The following is a 19,654-nucleotide window of genomic DNA, read 5'->3' on the forward strand; positions in this document are numbered from 1 at the left end:
TTCTGTTTAGAAGAGGCTGGGACAAAAAACTATCTCAAAATTAAAAGCAGTTCCTAACGCTGTAAAGGAATCGATTTTTTATGCCTAATTTAGCTTAACGTTGTAAATCCGCATCTTCCTGACTGACGCTACCCCAACTACATAATAAAGAAAATTGTTCGTAAAGGTATGTGTAAATAACAGAACGTCCGAAAAGTGTTTTTTAATTTTTGCGGATATATATATAAGTTGGAATTAGTAGTTTCCTATATGTCCGTAAACGTATACTTTATTGAACACTCCTTGAGCACCAATGCACACATTTTGTGTTAGTTTTTGCTGAGAGAAAGAGTAACTTTAGGGTTGCTCTTTTTTACGTTGAATGGTATAATTTCCAAAATATAAAGATTCTACATGGTTTTAGTTTTGTAAGATAAAACTTATCGGAGAACCGCCTTACTTTTGTAGGGCGGTTTTTTCGTGCTATTTTTTTGGATGGTATCCAAGGTTTGCATTTACTTTTCCAGTTAGTCCATCGTTTTCAGCAGGAATTTTGTTTCCGACAGATTGGGGTACATCTACTGGTTGGATACTTCCACCGTTTGTATCATAACTATTGCTATGATTGTTATTATCATGCATTTGATTAAAACCGTGTTCTGGCATAAAAACACCTCCTAGCTGTATTACTTGATTGCGCTTTTTATTATTCTGATAGTTCTGATTTATATATGCGACCACAAGCTATCTTTGCTACAGCAATGCCACCGTCAGCCATTATTCCTTCAATTCCAGCACCATCAAAAATACTACTATCGTTAGCACATTCAACAGAAACTACAGCAACACAATTAGAATAGTTTTTATTTTCTCTTTCACTTTCACTATAATTTTTAGCTCTCTGATTTGCAATAGCGTTAACCTGTTCGCGTGCCTGCTTTCTAGGGTTAAATCCTCCAATAAGACCATCCTCAAACATCCCAGCAAAAGGGAGCATAAAAATCACTTCTTCCATTTCATTATTCACAAGGTCCAGAAGTATAAATTCGTCCACACGCTAGCCTTGCTGCAGGAAAACCGCCTAAGGCACCTAGCCCTGCTCCTACAGGCCCCCAAGAGCAGCACCAGCTACCGCACATCCAGCAGCTACCGCAACTACACAATCACAGTAATTTTTATTTTCTCTTTCACTATTACTGTATTCTTTAGCTTTCTCATCAGCATTATCTGTTACTGATTTAAAATCACCTGGATTTAAGTCTACTCCAAAATATTCTCCTGTAGAAACTTCTCCGGTTAAAACCTTGCTTGGATCAAGAGACCTAGCTGCTCTACGAACTGATCGAGGAGGTCTAAGTCTATCTCTTAATGACATTTAATTGACCTCCTAAACGTATTATTTGATTTGTGTTGAAGAAAATAAGAGGTAGTATGAGGAAATTACTAATACAACTACTCACGAAAAGACTTTTAATTTTGCGTATGAGTTCGCTAGCAACACGATTTTAGGCAAAAAAAGAGCAACCGTGATTATTTCGGCTGCTTTTAGTAGAGCTCATACATATTTGATGTATGAAATAAGCTATTTTCATCATATTTTTCGCATATAGGCAATTTTTTATAGGGGTTAACATATGTATAAAAGACAGCTTTTTTATACATTCTTTCTTTATCTATTCCTCTGAGAAAGCCTTTCATATCAAGGGTGTATAAAAAGCTGCATAATTCGTAATAGGAATCTTTTTGAAACCCTTACTCCCATGAGGGTTCTTTTTGGTTTGTATTCCGGAAAGTCACATTATGGTAACCAACTTTTTATGCCGTATACAGTTAAAAAGAGAAAAAACCCCTGTGCCTATTCAGGAGTTTTTTAAAGGTCATGCTAGGTGAGATGATGCTCTCCATCATCTTGAGTAGTTTGCTTAACATAGTCAATAACTATACATAATAAAAAAGAAAGTCTACTGAGGATCTCAGTAGACTTTCTTTTAGTTCATTTATAAAACCCCGAAGTTAATTTTACTTCTTGTTATAAGAATATGTACGTTTCTTCTCTTTATAACTTGTACCAACATATAAAACCAGTTGAAAGAGTGGTTCTTTCACTGGCTTTATACGAGGTGTATTTATTTAATGCATTATAGCATCATAGATAGTTTGCGCAAATGCATTTTGTATTATAAATACTAGTTCTTAACTACTGATGATTTTCATCTCGTATAGCACCAGGAAAGGCTAATCTTCTTTTGTGACTAAACTTTCAAAAGTAGACAGAAAACACCCTAACTCTTTAAAACATAGTCAGGGTGTTTTCGTTTTGATCATACTGATTATATTTTTAAGCTGAAGGCTTTTCTAAAGACTTATTGCTCGGTGCAAACCAACCAAGTAGAGCAATACCAACTAATACTCCATAGAAGATTAATGTCCAAATAGTACTATGGGGAAAATGAGGGTCTAAGACACCTATATCCTTATGAGCAAGTGTAATAACAGCAAGTTTGACACCCACCCAAGCAACAATGGCATATGCTGTAGTTTCTAAGGCAGGACGCTTTTCGAGGAGTTTTACAAACCAGGTCGCTGCAAACTTAATCAAGATAAGACCTGCAATCCCCCCCAAAACTACAACTGCAAATTGTCCGCCATCCATACCACCAATTTCGCCAAACTGTGAATCTGGAAGACCAAGGGCTATAGCTACCGCAGCTAAAATGGAATCAACTGCAAAAGCCAAATCAGCTAACGCAATTTTTCCTACTGTCGGCCAGAATCCTTTTCCAGCAGATTCCTTTTCAGCATTATGAATATTCTCGTTGTGTTTCCCAAACCGTGCCTTAAGGACATGCTTCAAACCTAAATACAGAAGATAAGCTGCTCCTACCGCCTGAATCCACCAGACATTGGCGATAAATGAAATAGCGAAGAGAGCACCGAATCGAAAAATAAATGCCATAAGAATTCCATAATTAATTGCTTTTTTCTTCTGATTATCTGGTAGATGTTTAGCTATGACTGCTAGTACAAGAGCATTGTCAGCCGATAATAAACCTTCTAAACCAATTAGAATTAACAACGCCCAAGCGTATTCGATCCATATGGACTCCATCTATCTTCCTCCTTTCCAAAGTATAATTCATTATGTTAAAGAATTTGCTTACATTAGAATGACCATCTATATGAACGGTAATCCTAGAGAATGGGACTTTCATTATTTTAACACTAATTCTATATATAATATTTATTAAAATTTAAATGTTCAGAAGTTACTTGTGTAACTTTGCTAATAATTCTTTTGAATATTGTAAACACCTTTTAACACCTCTATAATTACCTCATTTTTAGTGAAACAAAGCTGGGCTACTACAGTATGATTATGAGGGAGCTAAACTGTACATATGTGAAATGCATGTAAATAATAATATCACTTATATAGAACTGGGGATTTTAATATGATTATTTTAGTAAAGCTAAAATTATATATTATTGGACTATTACTGCTAATTAGCTTTATATGTACTGGTATCTTAGTTAAAATAGAAAAGTTTAGTGGATTTGACAAATGGTTATCATCTATTATTCATCATAAACGCTCCTCTTTCTTAACACCTATAATGAAATTTTTTGATTTTATTGGATCAACTTACTTTGTTATTGTAATCTGCCTTGCAATTTTATTTTACCTTTATTTTGTAACTAAACGTCGTTTGGCTTCTGTTCTATTTGTTGTTGCCATGATAGGAGAAAGACTGCTTAGCGAGGGTCTAAAGTATTTATTTAGCCGTTCACGACCAGATGGATTTCATTTAGTAGAGGTAGATAAACATAGCTTTCCTAGTCAACATGCTATGAATTCCTTTGTTCTTTACGGTATACTTCTATTTCTGTTATGGACACATTTAAAGAGCAATAAAATAAAGGTTCTACTTTCCTTACTAGCAAGCATTCTTATCTTAGTAATGGGATTCAGTCGTATTTATCTAGGTGTACACCATCCAAGCGATATTTTAGGCGGATACCTTATTAGTGCGCTTTGGCTCATAATTATAATGATATATACAGGTCATTATAAAGAAGAAAAGAAAATGCCTAACTGATTAATGTCAATTTGGTGACATAAATGTCTCATACAAAGATGGTAGTTAACACAAGATTAATTATGATCATTATTGTGACTATGGTATAAAACTCCTCCGGTTTTAGAATAGTAATTTCGTTTGATTTTTTAAAGAATAGGCAATATAAATAAAAACAAAGAAAAAGGAGAAATAAGCTATATGAATAAAAAAATGGTAGTGCTTTGTATTTCATTAGCAGGTGCTTTAGCTACAGGATCTCTTGTAGGATGCTCTAATCAAAATGATTCATCTCAAAATACATCACAAAGTAAAAATAGCTCTTCTGAAAATAAATCAAATTTACAACAGTACTCTAAAGATCCGGATAGTAAACAGCAAGGTGAAGATTTTGATTTAATAGGGACGCTAGACAAAGAAACGAATGATGAGTTGACACTTGTTATCGATGATAAAAAAGTAAAGATACCTAAGAGTAAGTCGTTTAAAAAAGAAAAAGATACACCTAAGGATATTGGTGGAAAACAAGTAAATGTAGAGATTGATGCTAAAAATCAAAATGCAGAAAGCTTAGAGTTAACTCCTCAGGCAAAAGCAGATTCAAATGGTATATACGAAAAAGATGCGGATGGAGACTACAGTATAATTGGAAAGTTAATCAATGAAACAGATAATGACGTAACAATAGAAGTGTCTAGTGGAAAAAAAACTTATAAAAAATCTAAAGACTTTGAGCAAGATAACGACAATATATCGGGAGATAGTAAAAATAAAGTCGTGCGATTAGAAGTAAAAAAGAATGATGAAGTTGAAAGTCTTGAGGTAGATCCAGAGGATCAATAAATGGAATAGAGAATTTAAGTAGCTTATTTGTTTTACTTATAATGTATGTTTTTTTCTTTTAAAAAAGGGTAAGAACTAAATAAGATCATGTTAATTCTTAAAGTTAACACTTTTCCCCTTTTCCAAACTATTTCGTTGGATATAGGCGCCATAATAGGCGTCTTTTTTTTGCACAAAAAAGGCAATCCACTACGTTTTCATGAATATAGATAGGAAAATAGTGAAGAAAGGGAAGGTGTGAATGATAAGAAAGTTAAAGTTATCTATTCCTATTTTAATTTTAATGATACTATGGACAATTATTCTGTGGATAGAAAAACAAGTTATTGTGGCCTGTTTTCTATGGATTGTTTATAGCACCTTGCAGTTTTTTCGAAGGAAATAAGAAATAATTTTTATCCTTTAAATAAAGATTTTTAAGAAAGTATATGAATCGTACATAGAGGATTTCTAATAGACCTTTGAATTTCTTTAGCAAAACTACAAACTTAACCTCCTTACATAAACCAAAGACACTGGGTCTTAACCAGTGTCTTTGGTTTATAATTTTATTTTATCCTCAATAATTTTTATAGAAAGGTCATTCAAGTAAGTCATTAAACGCTTTTCAATTCCTTTGGATCTTTTACTTTATTTTTATATTTCTTTTCATATTTATTAAACATGGATATATTCGCTAGTACTCCTACAGCAAACAGAAGCAATGTAAGAGAAGAACCACCATAACTTACAAAAGGTAATGTTACACCTGTGATAGGAAGAAGTCCCGTTACTGCTCCAAGGTTAACAAATGCTTGAATGCCAATCATGACCGAAATACCGATAGCTAGTAGTGCCCCAAAAGGATCGTTGCATCTTCTTGCTATTTTTAAGCCTTGCAAAATAACAAAAAATAGTAACCCTAATACAAGCAGAACTCCCCAAAAACCTAACTCCTCAGCAATAATTGCCATAATAAAATCTGTATGGGATTCAGGAAGATAACCTGCCTTTTGAACACTTTGTCCTAATCCCATCCCTGAGAGTCCGCCACTCCCTATAGCCAAGTAGGAATTAACCAGTTGGTATCCATTTCCTTGTTGGTTTTCAAAAGGATGTAGATAACCTGTAAAACGAGCTAAACGAACAGGTGAAAATACGGTGTCGATATGTCCCGTTATTAATAGAACGACTAACATAATAAGGATGCCTACTACTCCTAGTAAGGCAATCTTTAGCATTGATTTTCCAGAGATACCTGAACATAAGACAATAGCTGCAACTGTGCCTAAAATAAGTAAAATCCCACCGTAATCGGGTTGTAAAGCAATTAAGAAACAAATAAACAACACAATAAGGATAGGCGGAATAATAGAGCGCTTTAAATCATTGATATACTCTTGTTTATTCGCAAAAACAGCCGATAAATATACAATGATTGTTAGTTTCGTAAATTCTAGTGGTTGTATTCTAACCGGTCCCAGTATAAGCCAACTTTGTGCATTTCCTGCCGTATGTCCAAAAATAAGGACCAAGGTAAGAAGCGATATCACTGTTACTAATAAGATTTTTAATATTTTTTTCTCTCGATAAATTTTATAAGGAATAAAGGCAGCAATACAGAAGAAGAAAAAGCCTGCTATCAGAGCAAGTTTTTGCTTTTGATAAAAATAATCCCCTTCAACACCGTAACGACTAACAGCCGTTACCATACTAGCACTGTAAACCATGACTAAGCCGATGAGACTTAGAATAATTAAGGCTACAATAAATTTGTAATCATAACATTTTACTATTCTCTTAAACATAAAAATTCCTCGTTCCTTGCAGGTATAAGATTCTTATTTTCATTAGAAAAAAAAGATTCTTAGTAAATTATATAGAGTAAAAAGAACACTCAATAGTATAATAACAGTTCCCTGTGTTTTGTTCTTTCGGACGATATAATCATTTACACCATGTAAGAGAAAAGATACTGAAACCATAAGAACAGCTATATTGTACCAGTAATCGCTATCAAATAGCCAAGCTATACTCATACAAATAAGCAATACAATCAACGTTGCATTTCGAATTCGATTGTCAGTAAAAATTTTTGCGTATTTCATAAAGATCTCCTACTACCATTTCTTTTCTTATATATAGTTACGTTTTATTATTTACTTTCTCTCCCAACTTATTGGTTTATATTCTTCTTGGACTATACCTTTTTTAAGACCAATAATCCTCTTTCTTCCAAAAATTCAGGACATATAGAACGTTTTAGTATATAATAAGTTGTTTTTTACGTTTTAATTATAGACATCAGGATAAAAAAAACAATAAGAAATCAATTCTTTCTTTTTTATCCTATGTGCTATTAGCCAGCTAAATTAATTTTAGTACTTTTTGTACCTGATTAAAATACGCAGAGATACTTATTGAGAATTCTCACATCAAAGTGAGAAATAAGGAGAATTACTATGTCATTTATTACTATAGATCATTTCTTTCATTACTTAATACTGGATATCATCCTTAGTTTCCTCCTCCTTTGTTTTATTATCTTTATAGATAAATATTTTAGAAAAAATAAAGATACAGATGAAGAAAAGAGAAGAAAATATCAGAAAGATTTTATTACCTTGTTAGCAGTGGGGTTAATCGTTTATTTTATGTAACATACTATAAATAGAGAATGATTAATCACATGGAGGAGCAGCATCATGATTCGAATAATCGCTATTACACAAGACTTACACGTCAAAGAAGATGTCCCCCTTGATTACTTATCTGACCCTTCAATTAAGTGGTTCTGGATAGATCTTGCCTCTCCATCTGAAGAGGAAGCAAAAGTGTTAGAGACGTTTTTCCACTTTCACCCTTTAGCTATCGAAGATTGTCTTCATCTATTACAACGTCCTAAACTTGATTATTATGAAGGTTACAGCTTTTTAGTGCTTCATTATTTAAATAGCAACACGTTAGATGTTGAAGAAGTAGACTTATTTATTGGGGAAAATTATCTAGTGACCTTTCACTTTAAACCGGTACTCAGTATTGAAACAGTACGACAACGCCTTTTACAGCACCCTAGTGGATTTAATAAAGGAGTGTCCTATATTGCTTATGCGGTTCTAGACCAATTAGTAGATGATTACTTCCCAATTGTGTATGAAATTGAGGATAAATTAAATGCAATTGAAAGCAGAGATGCCAAAAAATCAATTGCTTTATTAATGAATGATGTTTTTGATATCCGAAGTGATTTATTAAAGCTTAGAAAAACCATTCTTCCTATGCGTGATCTGTTATATCGAATTATTAATTCCGAACGTTTAAATATACCTGCGGAGCAGAAAGCCTATTTCAATGACATCTATGATCACTTAATAAAATTAACAAGCATGGTGGAAGCCAATCGAGATATGACATCAGATATGAGAGATAATTACCTTTCACTTAACGCCAATCGGATGAACTCTATAATGATGACATTAACAATTATCTCCTCTATTTTCATCCCCCTTACCTTTGTCGTAGGGTTATATGGGATGAACTTTGATCATATGCCTGAACTTCACTGGCACTACGGATATTATATTGTTTTAGGAATTATGGCTTTAATGACAATCGGTATGATTCTTTGGTTTAAACGAAAAGGCTGGTTTAATGTCAATAAGTAGGAAGGGCTGGAAGGAAGCCTTCCTACTTATTTTTTAAAATAAAAAGCTGCCATCTACGATTTGCCACTACTTTTTCATTATGCTAGTATGTACTCAATGGTTATCAATTTGCTTACTTTATGCATGGAGTTATAAAGTGAAAATTGAAACAAAAAACACATCTCTTAGAGATGTGTTTTTTGTCTTTATTATATGTGTATCTTCTCGCAAATCCCTACGTCTGTTTAAAGATAATGATTACACAAATATATATTTAAAAAAGTATGTCTTACAATGAACAAATAGAAAACTACCTCGGGTCATCAGGGGAGGTAGGTTATAAGGGAAAATTAATATGGAATTTATTTCATATTAATTCATATCGAATTTTTGCTATAAATACTATCTTTTCCATTACAAGCATATGTATAAAAGACAGCTTTTTTATACATTCTTTCTTTATCTATTCCTCTGAGAAAGCCTTTCATATCAAGGATGTATAAAAAGCTGTATAAACGATAAAGAGGACCTCTTGAAGAATCCTTGCTTACTAAGGGTTCTCTTTTTATATGTGTATCGGAAAGAGTGATTATGTTAACTAAACATGTATGCCATATGCAGGCTAAAAACAGAAAAAACTACCTTAGAGTTAGGAGGAAGGTAGTTTTTTCTGCTACATTTATTCAACCAAAGGACTGATACCTCACGGCGTCTTGAGTATTTTGCTCAATTTGCTATTTATTATTCGTTTTATAATCTTAAATAAAAAAAGAAACAGATCTAAAAAGACTGTTTCTTGTAAAATTCCAATCCATCATAATACTTTACCCCTTTGATCGAAAATGAAACATAAAATATGATTATTTTTCATAAAACTTATTTTGCTTCTGATAAAGTACATTATGGTAACTAAAAATATATAGAGTACACAGTTTCTAAAGTTAGAAAGTTTTTTTATAAAATAAGCGCACTATATTATTGTGGTAATAAATTTCCCATAATAAAACACAAAAGGTACCTAGAAATAGGCCACTGTATTTTGATCTATATAAAGACAAGATTACTTCTCCCATTGATATAGAGGCTTAAATAATAAAACACAAAGATGTACCATATTTATTTTTAATTAGTGTGACGGGTCTTATAAGAAGTAAAAGCTCTCTAATTTAAAAGAAATTCGAGAGCCTTTCAATGATTACTTAAATCGTTTATTTTCTAATACAATTACTTTTGAATTCGTTGACTTTCCTATTTGTTTCGTGTGTTCAACCAATTCCAGAATATTATGACAACATTGTTTGGCACCAACAACTAATAACGGTACACCGATGAAGTCAATTTTTAGCTCTCTGGACAAGAATCCTCCCATTGTCATAGCAAATGGAACAGTAGGTGATGTATTTGAAAAAACTATTTTTTCATGAATTTGATATTTTTCTTGTAATAATAGACTTAAATTTTTTAAAGCTGGAACAACAAGTTTGGAGGACTTTCGACCAATTGTATAAACGGAATTCCCCTCTGTATCGACCCCATGAAAAATAATTTTCCCCATATCAGAATGATTTAATTTATTGAAATAGTCAATATTTAATATTTCATCTTTAGTCAGTGTTCGACTAGTAGGTAATTTTTTTAAATGGTAAGCTGCTGCCATAGAAGTGGTATGTGTTCCACCATAATCATTATAGATAAAAATCATGGTATCATCCTTTAGTTTTTGATTTATATCCATTATTACCGTTTATACAATTGCTAATTCAGGGATATATTAAGAGTGTTAAATTTCTTAGTTAAACTTAATAGTATATAAATAAAAACTCTATTAGTAATACTGTTTACAACATTCTTAGCTTTGTTACCTTCTTTTATTGAAGTTACAAGTTCAAATATTATGACAAGAGTAAGTATAGACAAAACTATCTGTAGAGGTAAGTTAAATGCATATACAGATATTACAATTAGAGCATATATAATACCTAAAATTATATTTTTTTATTATTAGTTTTTTCTTGATTACTCATTTGAAAAGCTCCTTAATCGATTGAAAATATTTAGACAATCTGTTCTTTTTAAGTGAAGGTTTTTGTAACTAGAAGCATAATAAAGAAGATAATAGCGAATGAAAAACCTTGTACAACATAATTTGTATTTTTGTTATCTGCTTTTCTTCGTGTAAATAATTTTGTTAATATAAAAGAAAAGTAACATAGCCTACAATAATCTACTGCTGTAGACTGTTATTGTTTTTAATAAGAAACTTCTTTATCAGATACTCCTTATCTCAAGATAATGCATTTTGTAGTAAACTGATATAGTATAAAGCTAATCTTCCTAGCCAGTAGCATTGGTGTTTTTATCATACTGATCTCATTATATAGGCAATACAGTCCCCCCTATTCCTTTCATTTGTTAAAAGCTGCATCTTAGTTTTTCGAGGGTTATTAAATGGGGATATACTATTATTAAGATGCTAAGATGAATCATTAGTTTTGAGAATCACAGAGGATGGAAGTATGAAACAAAGAATATGTATTAAACAATATTCAAAGAGCGATCAGCCATTTTTGCTTTTTACTATGACGATGCTCACGTCAGCCCCTATTAGACGTGATCATAATATGAAACGTTAAACAGTGAGTTTTACCAATCTCCACAACGGAAGTGTGCAAGTTACATGATATGCTGTTACAGGATTTGAATTTTACGGACTTGCTGCATGAATCGGCTGTTTATCTACAATCTTCTTTCGTCCCTTACCCTTGGTAAAAGTCTCATATTACCTGCTCTACCGTTCACGGATTATTATAGATCATAGCTGGAGATGTTCTAACTGTACACATTGTCATTCCTTACTAGTTTTTCGGTTCAACAAGGGTTTCCATGATGTTGACAACTTTGAATTTACACGTGGTACACAGTATGATTATGGTATGTACAACATGAATAGAGAACTATATGGGTAGAGCCTTAGTTTCGGATGCTCTTTTCTTTACATACGTAGAAAGTACTTCGAGTAAGTGCGCTAGCGCAGACACCATGTCCTAGTCAAGCACCTCTGCTTCCATCTATAAATCTTGGCTCATAGTAATCCGGACGCTAGCTAGTGCTGCAGATAACGATTATATTAACTGATTACAACCATGAAGTTTAAGTCTTATTGTGACTATGTATTCTTTTAAAAGCATTCCTTGTCTGTTCCCCTACGTTCGAGGCCTTCATTCATCTACCGCTCGAATGCAATCCGGATAGTAAACATTTTGGATAAAGCACCTTAAAAGTAAGATTCACGAAGAAAACCAGTTGTAAATTGATGGCATTAAGTTCGAAACAATTCATCAGATATCTAAATTTTTACAATTTCGTGAAGGAGTGACTCTCATTACAGCATGAATCAGGTACCCTATCAGTTTGGATAAGAAGCAATTGATAAGCCATAATAGGACATGAATTAATTAGAGGAAGGTGGAATGCCATTTTAGATACTTATTCCTGTTCTCATTGCCTACCTTTAGTAAGGAAAAAGAGATATAACGACGGTGGATGTGGAGAATATAATAAGTCGTTTTCATTGATATATTTTTATAGGATAGTTTCCTAAATATAAATGTTTTCCTGATACCCGTTATCAGTTAGAACGGAAAACATACAGTTATCATTATAATGAAGAAGCAGCTGAATAAGCCATGATAGAAGTATTTTCATTCTATCCGTCCGTTATTTTAAAGATAGTTGAATGTATAATGGAATATGAAATGTTATATTACTAAATCTTTACTTATCTATTCAAGATGATAAGTAAAATCCCTTATTAAGCAGCCTTGTATACTCTCTTAGATATAAACTAGTATGGTACTTTTCAGGATCAACTGCATAGTTACTAGATGCAGCTTTATCTTTTATTAATACATTTCCATTACTTAATACTACATTTCTACTGCATGTGCTTCTGTTTTATAAAGAGTTTTATCAGTTGATATAATCGCTGATAGAACCATAATGGCGATAGCGTAAAGCCGTATTTCATAAGATCTCACTAGTCCTAAATTGAGCCTTTTACCAATAATATTCACTATGAACGGTAATGAAACACCAATAAGGTATTAATACGGCTTTATTCTCAATTGAGAAATTGAGGATAATCATTGATGATACTTTATTATGATAGTCAAGATGCTTGCGTGATCCCGATCGGGTATGGAATAATGCACGACCATAAGAGATAAGAAATGATAGAACACCATTTCAAACGAGCAAACTGCACTCATTGCAATGACAATCTACTTTGGTAAAAAACTGTTTAACACATGATCTAATCCTACTTATTATTAGTAGTACTCGATGTTAATATCAATGAGGCGAGCACGGTGATCTGATAAAAGAGTTTAAATAATATACAGATTGAGGAATAGATGATCCTTTCATTAAACATAACACCAATTAAATATAAATCAGTTCTGATCGATGGTGCAATACTTTGTAAAGAAAAAACAAGAGTAAGGAAGGTAGAGAATAGTAGTATGTACTCAATAACTTAGAAGATAAAGTGGAAAATCCAATAATAAGAGAAAATAATTTCATGATCTACAATATAGTACCTAGCGTCGGTGACTCGAATCCTTGATATAAAGAGACCTATTTAACATAAGTACTGATTCAAACTGTATGATAATATCCAGAATATTTGCTGACTCACAGGTCAATTTGCTCATGATAGCTAAAACCAATATATTGATAATAGACTTAGCTGGAAAAGTGGAACTAGTAAACAATTAGAGTGGAGAATTTTAAATTCATAGAAAAGTACCTCCAGATTATACTAATATTATAGTTTATCAAAGTAGCTTTCAATATTAATGTTAAGTGGAATTTGTTTAATTCCAGCATTTTTTAACGTACATAAGTATTTTAGCAAACATTATTTATATAGGATCTCATTTGCTTTCTTTATTTATTTCTCCGTAATACATAAAAGATGGACATAATTCAATGATCGTTATTACTCCGATGATTTATATGATATTTTTCTGGCCTTATGAAACTTATTAAATACGGCTTTGTTAGCATGACTACTACTGAGTTTAAATCAACAGATGATAGTTTGATGACTTTTCGAAAAAGACAATTATGATGTATTAATTTTTTATAAGGAATTAATTGGTGCAAAAGAATGAATGATTTGCTAGTGTGAAAAAGGTGAGAAAGAGAATCCTCAATAGATGCGCAAAATACGTTACAGTAAATTTTAATGTAAGGATGATATTGCATGATGATTAGATCGTGATCAGGGAAATAACATTGGACAAAAAGTTTCCATTGCCGTCATAGTTGCTTCTATCCGGGATCGATGATGAAACTGCTTGTCTTATAGTATGATCAGCACAGTGGCGTGGTGGATATCATACTTCAAAATATGATAATCTCTCGCTGGTATGGGATAGTCAAATAAGAAATATAAATGAAGAGCCAAAGCTCTCAATCGACAACAAATGGTCAATAACTAATTCAGCTTCTTATACCATTTAAGTGTGGATAAATTTCATATCAGAACTTAATATAATATAAAATGGATTTTCCAATCTCCATAAAAGGATATAAGAAAGTAGAAATCCTTATTGAATTGTTGCAACCATGGTAAAATTAATATCAGCAACTACTAAAAGATGATGCAATATTGTCAAGATGAGATGGTGTGAAATATTCATTATTGGAGGCGGTGTAGCTACATCTCTAAGGAAAATAGCTCTAAGTACTCTGTATATAGAATTATTTTTTTCAAATACTGTAAGTAAAAACTCTCTCTGTAGGAGTGAAAAAATTGAGAAGAGACAAAAACAAAACACTTCATCTATTTTTACTATTGGTTGTTACTGCAGTTTTTATCTGGTCAGTTATCAAGCCTGCCGGGTACTTGATATGGATATTGGAGGTTAGCCCTGCCGTTATCGGACTAATGATTGTCCTTGCAACATACAATAAATTTCGCCTCACTAATCTCTCTTATATTATTATTACAATTCTAGCCATTATGATGTTTGTTGGCGGTCATTATACATATTCAAAAGTACCCCTTTTTAATTGGGCAAAAGATATCTTTCATTTTAATCGAAATCACTACGATCGTTTTGGACATTTTCTAAAAGGCTTGTTTGTAATTGTAATAAGAGAAATATTATTACGGAAAACACCAATAACCAAAGGTTATTGGTTATTGGTCATTGCTACAAGTATTTCACTTGCGATCGCTTCCTTGTACGAAATCATCGAATGGTTATCCTCTAAAATAACAAGGGAAGGAAAAATAACTAAAAGCTTTTTAGGTATGCAAGGCGACATTTGGGATGCACAATGGGATATGTCGCTTACCTTAGTTGGTACAATTCTTGCTTTACTTATCCTTTCAAAGCTACATAACCGTCTCTTGAAAAAATTTAAATGAAAAACAGAAAAAACCACTAATCAGTGGTTTTTTCTGTTACGTATCAAACTTTCAAGAGTGAAACTTTACTATCATGAGTAGTTTGCTCAATATACAAAAGTTTATTCCTACTTGGATTTTCAAGGTATTTCCTGTAATTATTTTAAAAAACAATGTAAATCTTAATACATATATGACTATTAGAAGGAGTGAAAAAGGAATGAAGACAAAAAAATATGTATTGGGACTCTTATCAACTATTTTATCAGTAGGGTTTCTTTTTGGTTGTAATGATAAAAAGGATGAAGCTGAGCCTGATCCAACTGAAGAACCGTCTGAACAAAAAGCACAAAATACTCGTGACAACAATGATCTGCGAGACGTGGGATTTCAACCCGACGGTGATCAGAATAATAATGTAGATAATAATAACCAGACACGATTAGAGGTAGCTGATAAGGCTGCGGATCGTATTGTTAAATTAAATGAAGTAGACACGGCAAATGTGATTGTTACAAACCGAAATGCATACGTGGCTGTTGTTTTAAAGAATGGAGCAAACGGAGAGGTAACCGACCGTTTAAAAAAGAAGATTTCAGATCAAGTAAAAGCTACAGATAAAGATATTCGAAATGTGTATGTGTCATCCGATCCTGATTTTGTGAATCGTATGGAAGGGTACGGAAATCGAATTAATGAAGGTTCGACAAGAAATGGCCTATTTGAAGATTTTACTGAAACCGTTAAAAGAGTATTCCCTAACAATCGTTAAATAAAAATGATGAGATATAACAAAGCAATTTTTTGTGTTTTAAAAAGAGAGGCCTCCTTATAGATTAAGGAGGTTTCATCTATGCTTCTCTCTCCATTATACGAAATGACTTAATAGTTATTTTTGGTTCCTTTCTTACAATCATAAGAGCATTAATCATGTAAGGGGTTCTTCGTTAGGAAAGAAGAGTCTGTCTATCTAAAATTGAAGGAGAAAATCGGGATGGATTATAAAATATTCAGGAGAATTAATCAACTGGCTGGTCGCTATTCTATATTAGATATGCTGATGATATTGATTTCAAATAAGATACGTTATCTATTCGTTTTTGTATTAATGTTGATGTGGTTTCGAGGCTATTCACAAAGAAAAGTGACCGTATATGCCGTCATCTCTTCGACTTTTACGTTGTTGATTAACATGTTAATTCAATGTTTTTATTTTAAGCCTCGTCCATTTATGAAGCGTCGTGTCGGCATCCTTATTCCTTCAAAGATGAACTCCGCATTTTTAAGTATACATACGTTGCTTACAACTGCGGTATCCACTTCTATTTTTCTACGTGAACGTCTTCTTGGGTCAGTTATGTGGATATTGTCCTTTTTAACAGGATTCTCAAGGATTTGGGTAGGGCATCATTATCCCTCTGATATTATCCGAAGCCTCTTTATTGGTAGCTTGACAAGTATTATCGTTGAGAAAGTCTTTGGTTCTCTAAAAGTAATGAACCGAAAATCAAAAAAGTATTATGCCCAAATACGTAAATGAAGCATTTTCATTAGCTAATAATGTCTCGATTCTGTACTTGCTTTAATAATTGGTTAAAGCAGTTGCTATAGCGAAGGCTTCTACTAATAACGATAAGATAAAGCACTTAAGGAAAAAAGTCCCTAATCTCCGCATTTTCAGTTATAAAATATGTATTTAGGCTAATGAGTTAAACAAACTTACCGATCTCCTGTAGTTTATCATCGAGTTTTATACATATGAGATTTTAAAATTATTCATTGCTTAAGTCTCTTTTTGTTTTATAACTGGATTTATTTAAGACAAATCCTGTAATTAGCTCATTAAATTGAACCCACTTTTTTGTAGGCAGTTGGTGACCCTGTTGTGGTAAAACAAAGAATTCAGCATGCTTACATTTATTTTTATACTCTTTCATATAGTGGGTAGTCCAATCCTTTTTCCCACCATATATAAACAACAAAGGCATAGTTAAATGATGAAGTTTGTCTAAACAGTTATAGTGTAATGAATGATTATAGTACTGATACCATGATTCGTGATCTGCTTTTTTCATATAACTAACTAGGCTCTTTCTTAGTGTCTTGTCCCGAGTATGACTTATAGAAAGGCTTTTTATTAATATGTTTAGGTGTTCTTTTACCATATACATTCCTATTTTATGTAATAGTTGTCCAGGTATATCTCTTACTATAGGGTAAGTTCCTGAGAAAACTAATAATTCGATTCTATCGGGATGATAAATAGCCAGCTCTTGAGCAATTAGACAGCCAGCAGAATAACCACATATGATAGCCTTGTCTAAATGCAGCGCATCCATAAAACGCAATACTTCGTTTGCATAGAAGGAAATTGATACAGTTTGTTCAGCTTTAGGACTTCGTCCATGACCACTTAAATCTGGAAAGATGACTCTCATATGCTTGGATAAATCGTATTGATAATGGAAGACTTTATTTCCCATGCCAGGTGGATGAATAAAGATGACTGGCATACCCTGTCCACGCTCTTCATAATACAAGTATTTATTAGTGTCTATTTCAATAAAAGGCATGATTATTTCTCACTCCAAAATCAATTAATAATTACTTTTTAGTTAAGGTTAATCTAGTTTATGAAAACCAAGATCTTTTTTCATCTTACATTTAACTCAATATAATTAACTATTTGTGCTGTATGGTTTAAAATCAAAGATCCTTTTTATTATTTATTATGAGGTTATTATAGTAAGACTATACAGACTAAAAAGGGGGAGATTTTAGAATTGTTAATAGGATTTCTGATAATGCTGATTATGTGAACTAAACATGTATACGATACACAGTTTAAAAAGCAGAAAAACTCCCATCGGTTGGAAGAAAGTTTTTCTGCTTTTTAAGAGTTTGCTATAGTATGATGATTTATCCATCTTGAGTAGTTTGCTTAAAAGATAAACTTTTATTCATTTACATAAAAAGAAAAAACATTCATGACAGGTAGCTAAAGCTTATACATATAGTAAGAGATAAATTAATTAAAAAGGTGATTAGTATGTTTCGAAAAATACCGGTTGTTCTTGTCGGAAGCTTATTATTAAGTATAGGAATTAATGGATTTTTAGTTCCTCATTATTTGTTGGATGGAGGGACAATTGGAATTGCTCTCATCCTTCACTATTATTTTGAATTTCCTACAGGTGTAACGATGATTATTTTGGGTTTTCCATTATGTTGGTTTGCTTGGGTTTATGAAAGAACTTATTTTTATAATAGTTTTTATGGGTTAGTTATTTCTTCTTTATTGATTGATTGGCTAGAGCCTATTAAAGACCAGTTTCAACTCTCTGTTTTTCCTAGTGTGATCTTTGGAGGAGTATGTATTGGAACGGGGATTGGTCTTATGCTTCGATACGAGACAAGCACTGGAGGAACAGATTTATTAGCACAACTTATATCAAAAGCTTTTTCCTTAAACATAGGGATGGTTATTTTAATTATAGATGGTTTTATCATAACAGCAGCTCTTCCTTTATTAGGACCTAAAACGTTTCTTTTTTCATGTTCGACAATTTTTATAGGTGGAATGACAACTTCGTTAATTACAAAAAAAGAATAATTGGGATTATAAAATCAGTATCTTCTATCCTCCGTTTTTTGCCCCTCCCTTTCTACACCCTTCAATCGCTTTATAAGTTCATGTTAACTATTTTGACTTATAAACCTAAAATCCTTTTAAAAATGGCCTTCTTTTAGAGTAATCTAAAATACATAAACCTTTTCGTAAAAATTAAGGGATGCTGTTATGACATTTGTTTGATTATAAATTGAATACCATATCTCTTTCTAAATCATACTATATAAGTACATTTGTATTTATACCAAAATCAGGAGGTTCTGTTAATGAGCAATGGTAATACACCGGCAATTGGATTCATTTACAACGGTGAATTTTACGAAATACTTATAAATAAGAAGTCCACAACATTTAAGGAAAACATTAGCCCCCAGGAATCTAGATTACCTACGGAGTTAAACTTTCCTGGGGAAGACGAAAAAAAATTAGTTTTTGTTTCCTATAATTTCACCGGAAATGGTCAGACACCAACAATAATTGAGAAATCTAATCAATTACCAGAAAACGCTATAAAAATGCTATTAGAATACAGTATTGATTCATCTAGACCTTTCTTATAAAGGAAACTTAATGTGGAATCTTTTCTCAAAAAATATAGCATAATTCTCTATAAGGACTATTTTTATAGGGACTAACATATATATATAGTGCAGACTTTTTATGCATTCACCTTCCACTGGGGTATCGAGAAAACGTAGTCATATCAAGGATGTATAAAAAGCTGCATACTCCGGAAAAAGAACCCTCGGCGGAACCGTTCTGCGACAAGGGTTCTTTTTTGGTGTGTCTTCCGGAAAGAGTGTTTATGGTGCGACAAGAAGTCGCTTTCTTACAGTGTAGCTAACGCTACTCATCTAGACGCGGAGATGATCTCCATCCAAAACGGCATTCTTGGTAACGAGTCTGTCGGTTGCATGAGGAAATGCGGAAACAGAGGACAAATGCATGGTCCAGAATACTGCTAGGAGAAGATAGGTATGGTAAACGAAAGTGAAGGTTTGTAAGCTTCGTTACTCTTAGCCCAAGATAATGCATAGATTGGCTTGGGTCTTGGTAAGAGGAAAAGTAGAATCATAAGGCTACT

General features: G+C 32.6%; 16 protein-coding genes. 8 read left to right on the forward strand and 8 right to left on the reverse strand.

Features of this window, described 5'->3' with window-relative positions; genetic code table 11:
* Nucleotides 1-462 precede the first annotated feature (462 nt).
* The 4 genes from LIS78_RS30845 to LIS78_RS30860 form a co-directional block, all read right to left on the reverse strand.
* A complete protein-coding gene (locus LIS78_RS30845; protein WP_252285814.1) occupies nucleotides 463-645 on the reverse strand; it encodes a hypothetical protein in 183 nt (60 codons plus the stop codon).
* 40 nt (nucleotides 646-685) lie between these two features.
* Nucleotides 686-1,033: a hypothetical protein gene (locus tag LIS78_RS30850; RefSeq protein ID WP_252285538.1), complete on the reverse strand. Its 348-nt coding sequence runs from the start codon at nucleotides 1,031-1,033 to the stop codon at nucleotides 686-688.
* Between the two features lie 48 nt (nucleotides 1,034-1,081).
* Nucleotides 1,082-1,354 (reverse strand): hypothetical protein, encoded by a 273-nt coding sequence (locus tag LIS78_RS30855; protein ID WP_252285539.1) that lies wholly within the window; start codon nucleotides 1,352-1,354, stop codon nucleotides 1,082-1,084.
* 963 nt (nucleotides 1,355-2,317) lie between these two features.
* Nucleotides 2,318-3,088, reverse strand: coding sequence for a TerC family protein (locus LIS78_RS30860; RefSeq protein WP_252285815.1), 771 nt, complete (start codon nucleotides 3,086-3,088; stop codon nucleotides 2,318-2,320).
* 343 nt (nucleotides 3,089-3,431) lie between these two features.
* On the opposite strand from LIS78_RS30860, the gene LIS78_RS30865 reads away from it, so the two are divergent.
* Together LIS78_RS30865 and LIS78_RS30870 are read left to right on the forward strand one after the other, a co-directional pair.
* Complete coding sequence (locus LIS78_RS30865) at nucleotides 3,432-4,076, forward strand: phosphatase PAP2 family protein (RefSeq protein WP_252285816.1); 645 nt, start codon at nucleotides 3,432-3,434, stop codon at nucleotides 4,074-4,076.
* A 180-nt stretch (nucleotides 4,077-4,256) separates the two neighbouring features.
* Nucleotides 4,257-4,898: a hypothetical protein gene (locus LIS78_RS30870; protein ID WP_252285817.1), complete on the forward strand. Its 642-nt coding sequence runs from the start codon at nucleotides 4,257-4,259 to the stop codon at nucleotides 4,896-4,898.
* 596 nt (nucleotides 4,899-5,494) lie between these two features.
* On the opposite strand, the gene LIS78_RS30875 is transcribed toward LIS78_RS30870, so the two are convergent.
* On the reverse strand, nucleotides 5,495-6,685 hold the full coding sequence (locus LIS78_RS30875) for an FtsW/RodA/SpoVE family cell cycle protein (protein ID WP_252285818.1): 1,191 nt from the start codon (nucleotides 6,683-6,685) through the stop codon (nucleotides 5,495-5,497).
* A gap of 42 nt (nucleotides 6,686-6,727) precedes the next feature.
* Nucleotides 6,728-6,985, reverse strand: coding sequence for a hypothetical protein (locus LIS78_RS30880; protein ID WP_252285819.1), 258 nt, complete (start codon nucleotides 6,983-6,985; stop codon nucleotides 6,728-6,730).
* A 597-nt stretch (nucleotides 6,986-7,582) separates the two neighbouring features.
* Between LIS78_RS30880 and corA the strand changes: the two genes are divergently transcribed.
* Nucleotides 7,583-8,542, forward strand: coding sequence for a magnesium/cobalt transporter CorA (corA, locus tag LIS78_RS30885; protein ID WP_252285820.1), 960 nt, complete (start codon nucleotides 7,583-7,585; stop codon nucleotides 8,540-8,542).
* A gap of 1,174 nt (nucleotides 8,543-9,716) precedes the next feature.
* Here corA and LIS78_RS30890 read toward each other — a convergent pair.
* Nucleotides 9,717-10,223, reverse strand: coding sequence for a DUF3189 family protein (locus tag LIS78_RS30890; protein WP_053488611.1), 507 nt, complete (start codon nucleotides 10,221-10,223; stop codon nucleotides 9,717-9,719).
* 4,107 nt (nucleotides 10,224-14,330) lie between these two features.
* On the opposite strand from LIS78_RS30890, the gene LIS78_RS30895 reads away from it, so the two are divergent.
* From LIS78_RS30895 to LIS78_RS30905, 3 genes are all read left to right on the forward strand, one after another.
* Nucleotides 14,331-14,960 carry a DUF2238 domain-containing protein gene (locus tag LIS78_RS30895; RefSeq protein ID WP_434092409.1) on the forward strand — a complete coding sequence of 210 codons (630 nt, stop codon included), beginning with the start codon at nucleotides 14,331-14,333 and terminating at the stop codon, nucleotides 14,958-14,960.
* Nucleotides 14,961-15,159: 199 nt separating this feature from the next.
* Entirely contained in the window at nucleotides 15,160-15,711 is a 552-nt protein-coding gene (locus LIS78_RS30900; protein ID WP_252285767.1) for a YhcN/YlaJ family sporulation lipoprotein, read from the forward strand.
* Nucleotides 15,712-15,933: 222 nt separating this feature from the next.
* On the forward strand, nucleotides 15,934-16,479 hold the full coding sequence (locus LIS78_RS30905) for an undecaprenyl-diphosphatase (protein ID WP_252285768.1): 546 nt from the start codon (nucleotides 15,934-15,936) through the stop codon (nucleotides 16,477-16,479).
* A 232-nt stretch (nucleotides 16,480-16,711) separates the two neighbouring features.
* Here the strand turns inward: LIS78_RS30905 and LIS78_RS30910 are convergent, their stop codons facing one another.
* The gene (locus LIS78_RS30910) at nucleotides 16,712-17,512 is read right to left on the reverse strand and encodes an alpha/beta fold hydrolase (RefSeq protein WP_252285769.1); all 801 of its coding nucleotides are present in this window, start codon (nucleotides 17,510-17,512) and stop codon (nucleotides 16,712-16,714) included.
* A gap of 476 nt (nucleotides 17,513-17,988) precedes the next feature.
* Between LIS78_RS30910 and LIS78_RS30915 the strand changes: the two genes are divergently transcribed.
* Entirely contained in the window at nucleotides 17,989-18,552 is a 564-nt protein-coding gene (locus LIS78_RS30915) for a YitT family protein (RefSeq protein WP_252285770.1), read from the forward strand.
* 284 nt (nucleotides 18,553-18,836) lie between these two features.
* Nucleotides 18,837-19,130 carry a hypothetical protein gene (locus tag LIS78_RS30920; protein WP_252285771.1) on the forward strand — a complete coding sequence of 98 codons (294 nt, stop codon included), beginning with the start codon at nucleotides 18,837-18,839 and terminating at the stop codon, nucleotides 19,128-19,130.
* The last annotated feature ends 524 nt before the right edge of the window (nucleotides 19,131-19,654 follow it).

The organism is Priestia megaterium (genome assembly GCF_023824195.1).
GTDB classification, from domain to species: domain Bacteria; phylum Bacillota; class Bacilli; order Bacillales; family Bacillaceae_H; genus Priestia; species Priestia megaterium_D.

Coding starts and splice junctions, on each gene's coding strand:
- LIS78_RS30845 (WP_252285814.1), bottom strand. CDS start 645: ATGCCAGAACACGGTTTTAATCAAATGCATGATAATAACAATCATAGC.
- LIS78_RS30855 (WP_252285539.1), bottom strand. CDS start 1,354: ATGTCATTAAGAGATAGACTTAGACCTCCTCGATCAGTTCGTAGAGCA.
- LIS78_RS30860 (WP_252285815.1), bottom strand. CDS start 3,088: ATGGAGTCCATATGGATCGAATACGCTTGGGCGTTGTTAATTCTAATT.
- LIS78_RS30865 (WP_252285816.1), top strand. CDS start 3,432: ATGATTATTTTAGTAAAGCTAAAATTATATATTATTGGACTATTACTG.
- LIS78_RS30870 (WP_252285817.1), top strand. CDS start 4,257: ATGAATAAAAAAATGGTAGTGCTTTGTATTTCATTAGCAGGTGCTTTA.
- LIS78_RS30875 (WP_252285818.1), bottom strand. CDS start 6,685: ATGTTTAAGAGAATAGTAAAATGTTATGATTACAAATTTATTGTAGCC.
- LIS78_RS30880 (WP_252285819.1), bottom strand. CDS start 6,985: ATGAAATACGCAAAAATTTTTACTGACAATCGAATTCGAAATGCAACG.
- corA (WP_252285820.1), top strand. CDS start 7,583: ATGATTCGAATAATCGCTATTACACAAGACTTACACGTCAAAGAAGAT.
- LIS78_RS30890 (WP_053488611.1), bottom strand. CDS start 10,223: ATGATTTTTATCTATAATGATTATGGTGGAACACATACCACTTCTATG.
- LIS78_RS30900 (WP_252285767.1), top strand. CDS start 15,160: ATGAAGACAAAAAAATATGTATTGGGACTCTTATCAACTATTTTATCA.
- LIS78_RS30905 (WP_252285768.1), top strand. CDS start 15,934: ATGGATTATAAAATATTCAGGAGAATTAATCAACTGGCTGGTCGCTAT.
- LIS78_RS30910 (WP_252285769.1), bottom strand. CDS start 17,512: ATGCCTTTTATTGAAATAGACACTAATAAATACTTGTATTATGAAGAG.
- LIS78_RS30915 (WP_252285770.1), top strand. CDS start 17,989: ATGTTTCGAAAAATACCGGTTGTTCTTGTCGGAAGCTTATTATTAAGT.
- LIS78_RS30920 (WP_252285771.1), top strand. CDS start 18,837: ATGAGCAATGGTAATACACCGGCAATTGGATTCATTTACAACGGTGAA.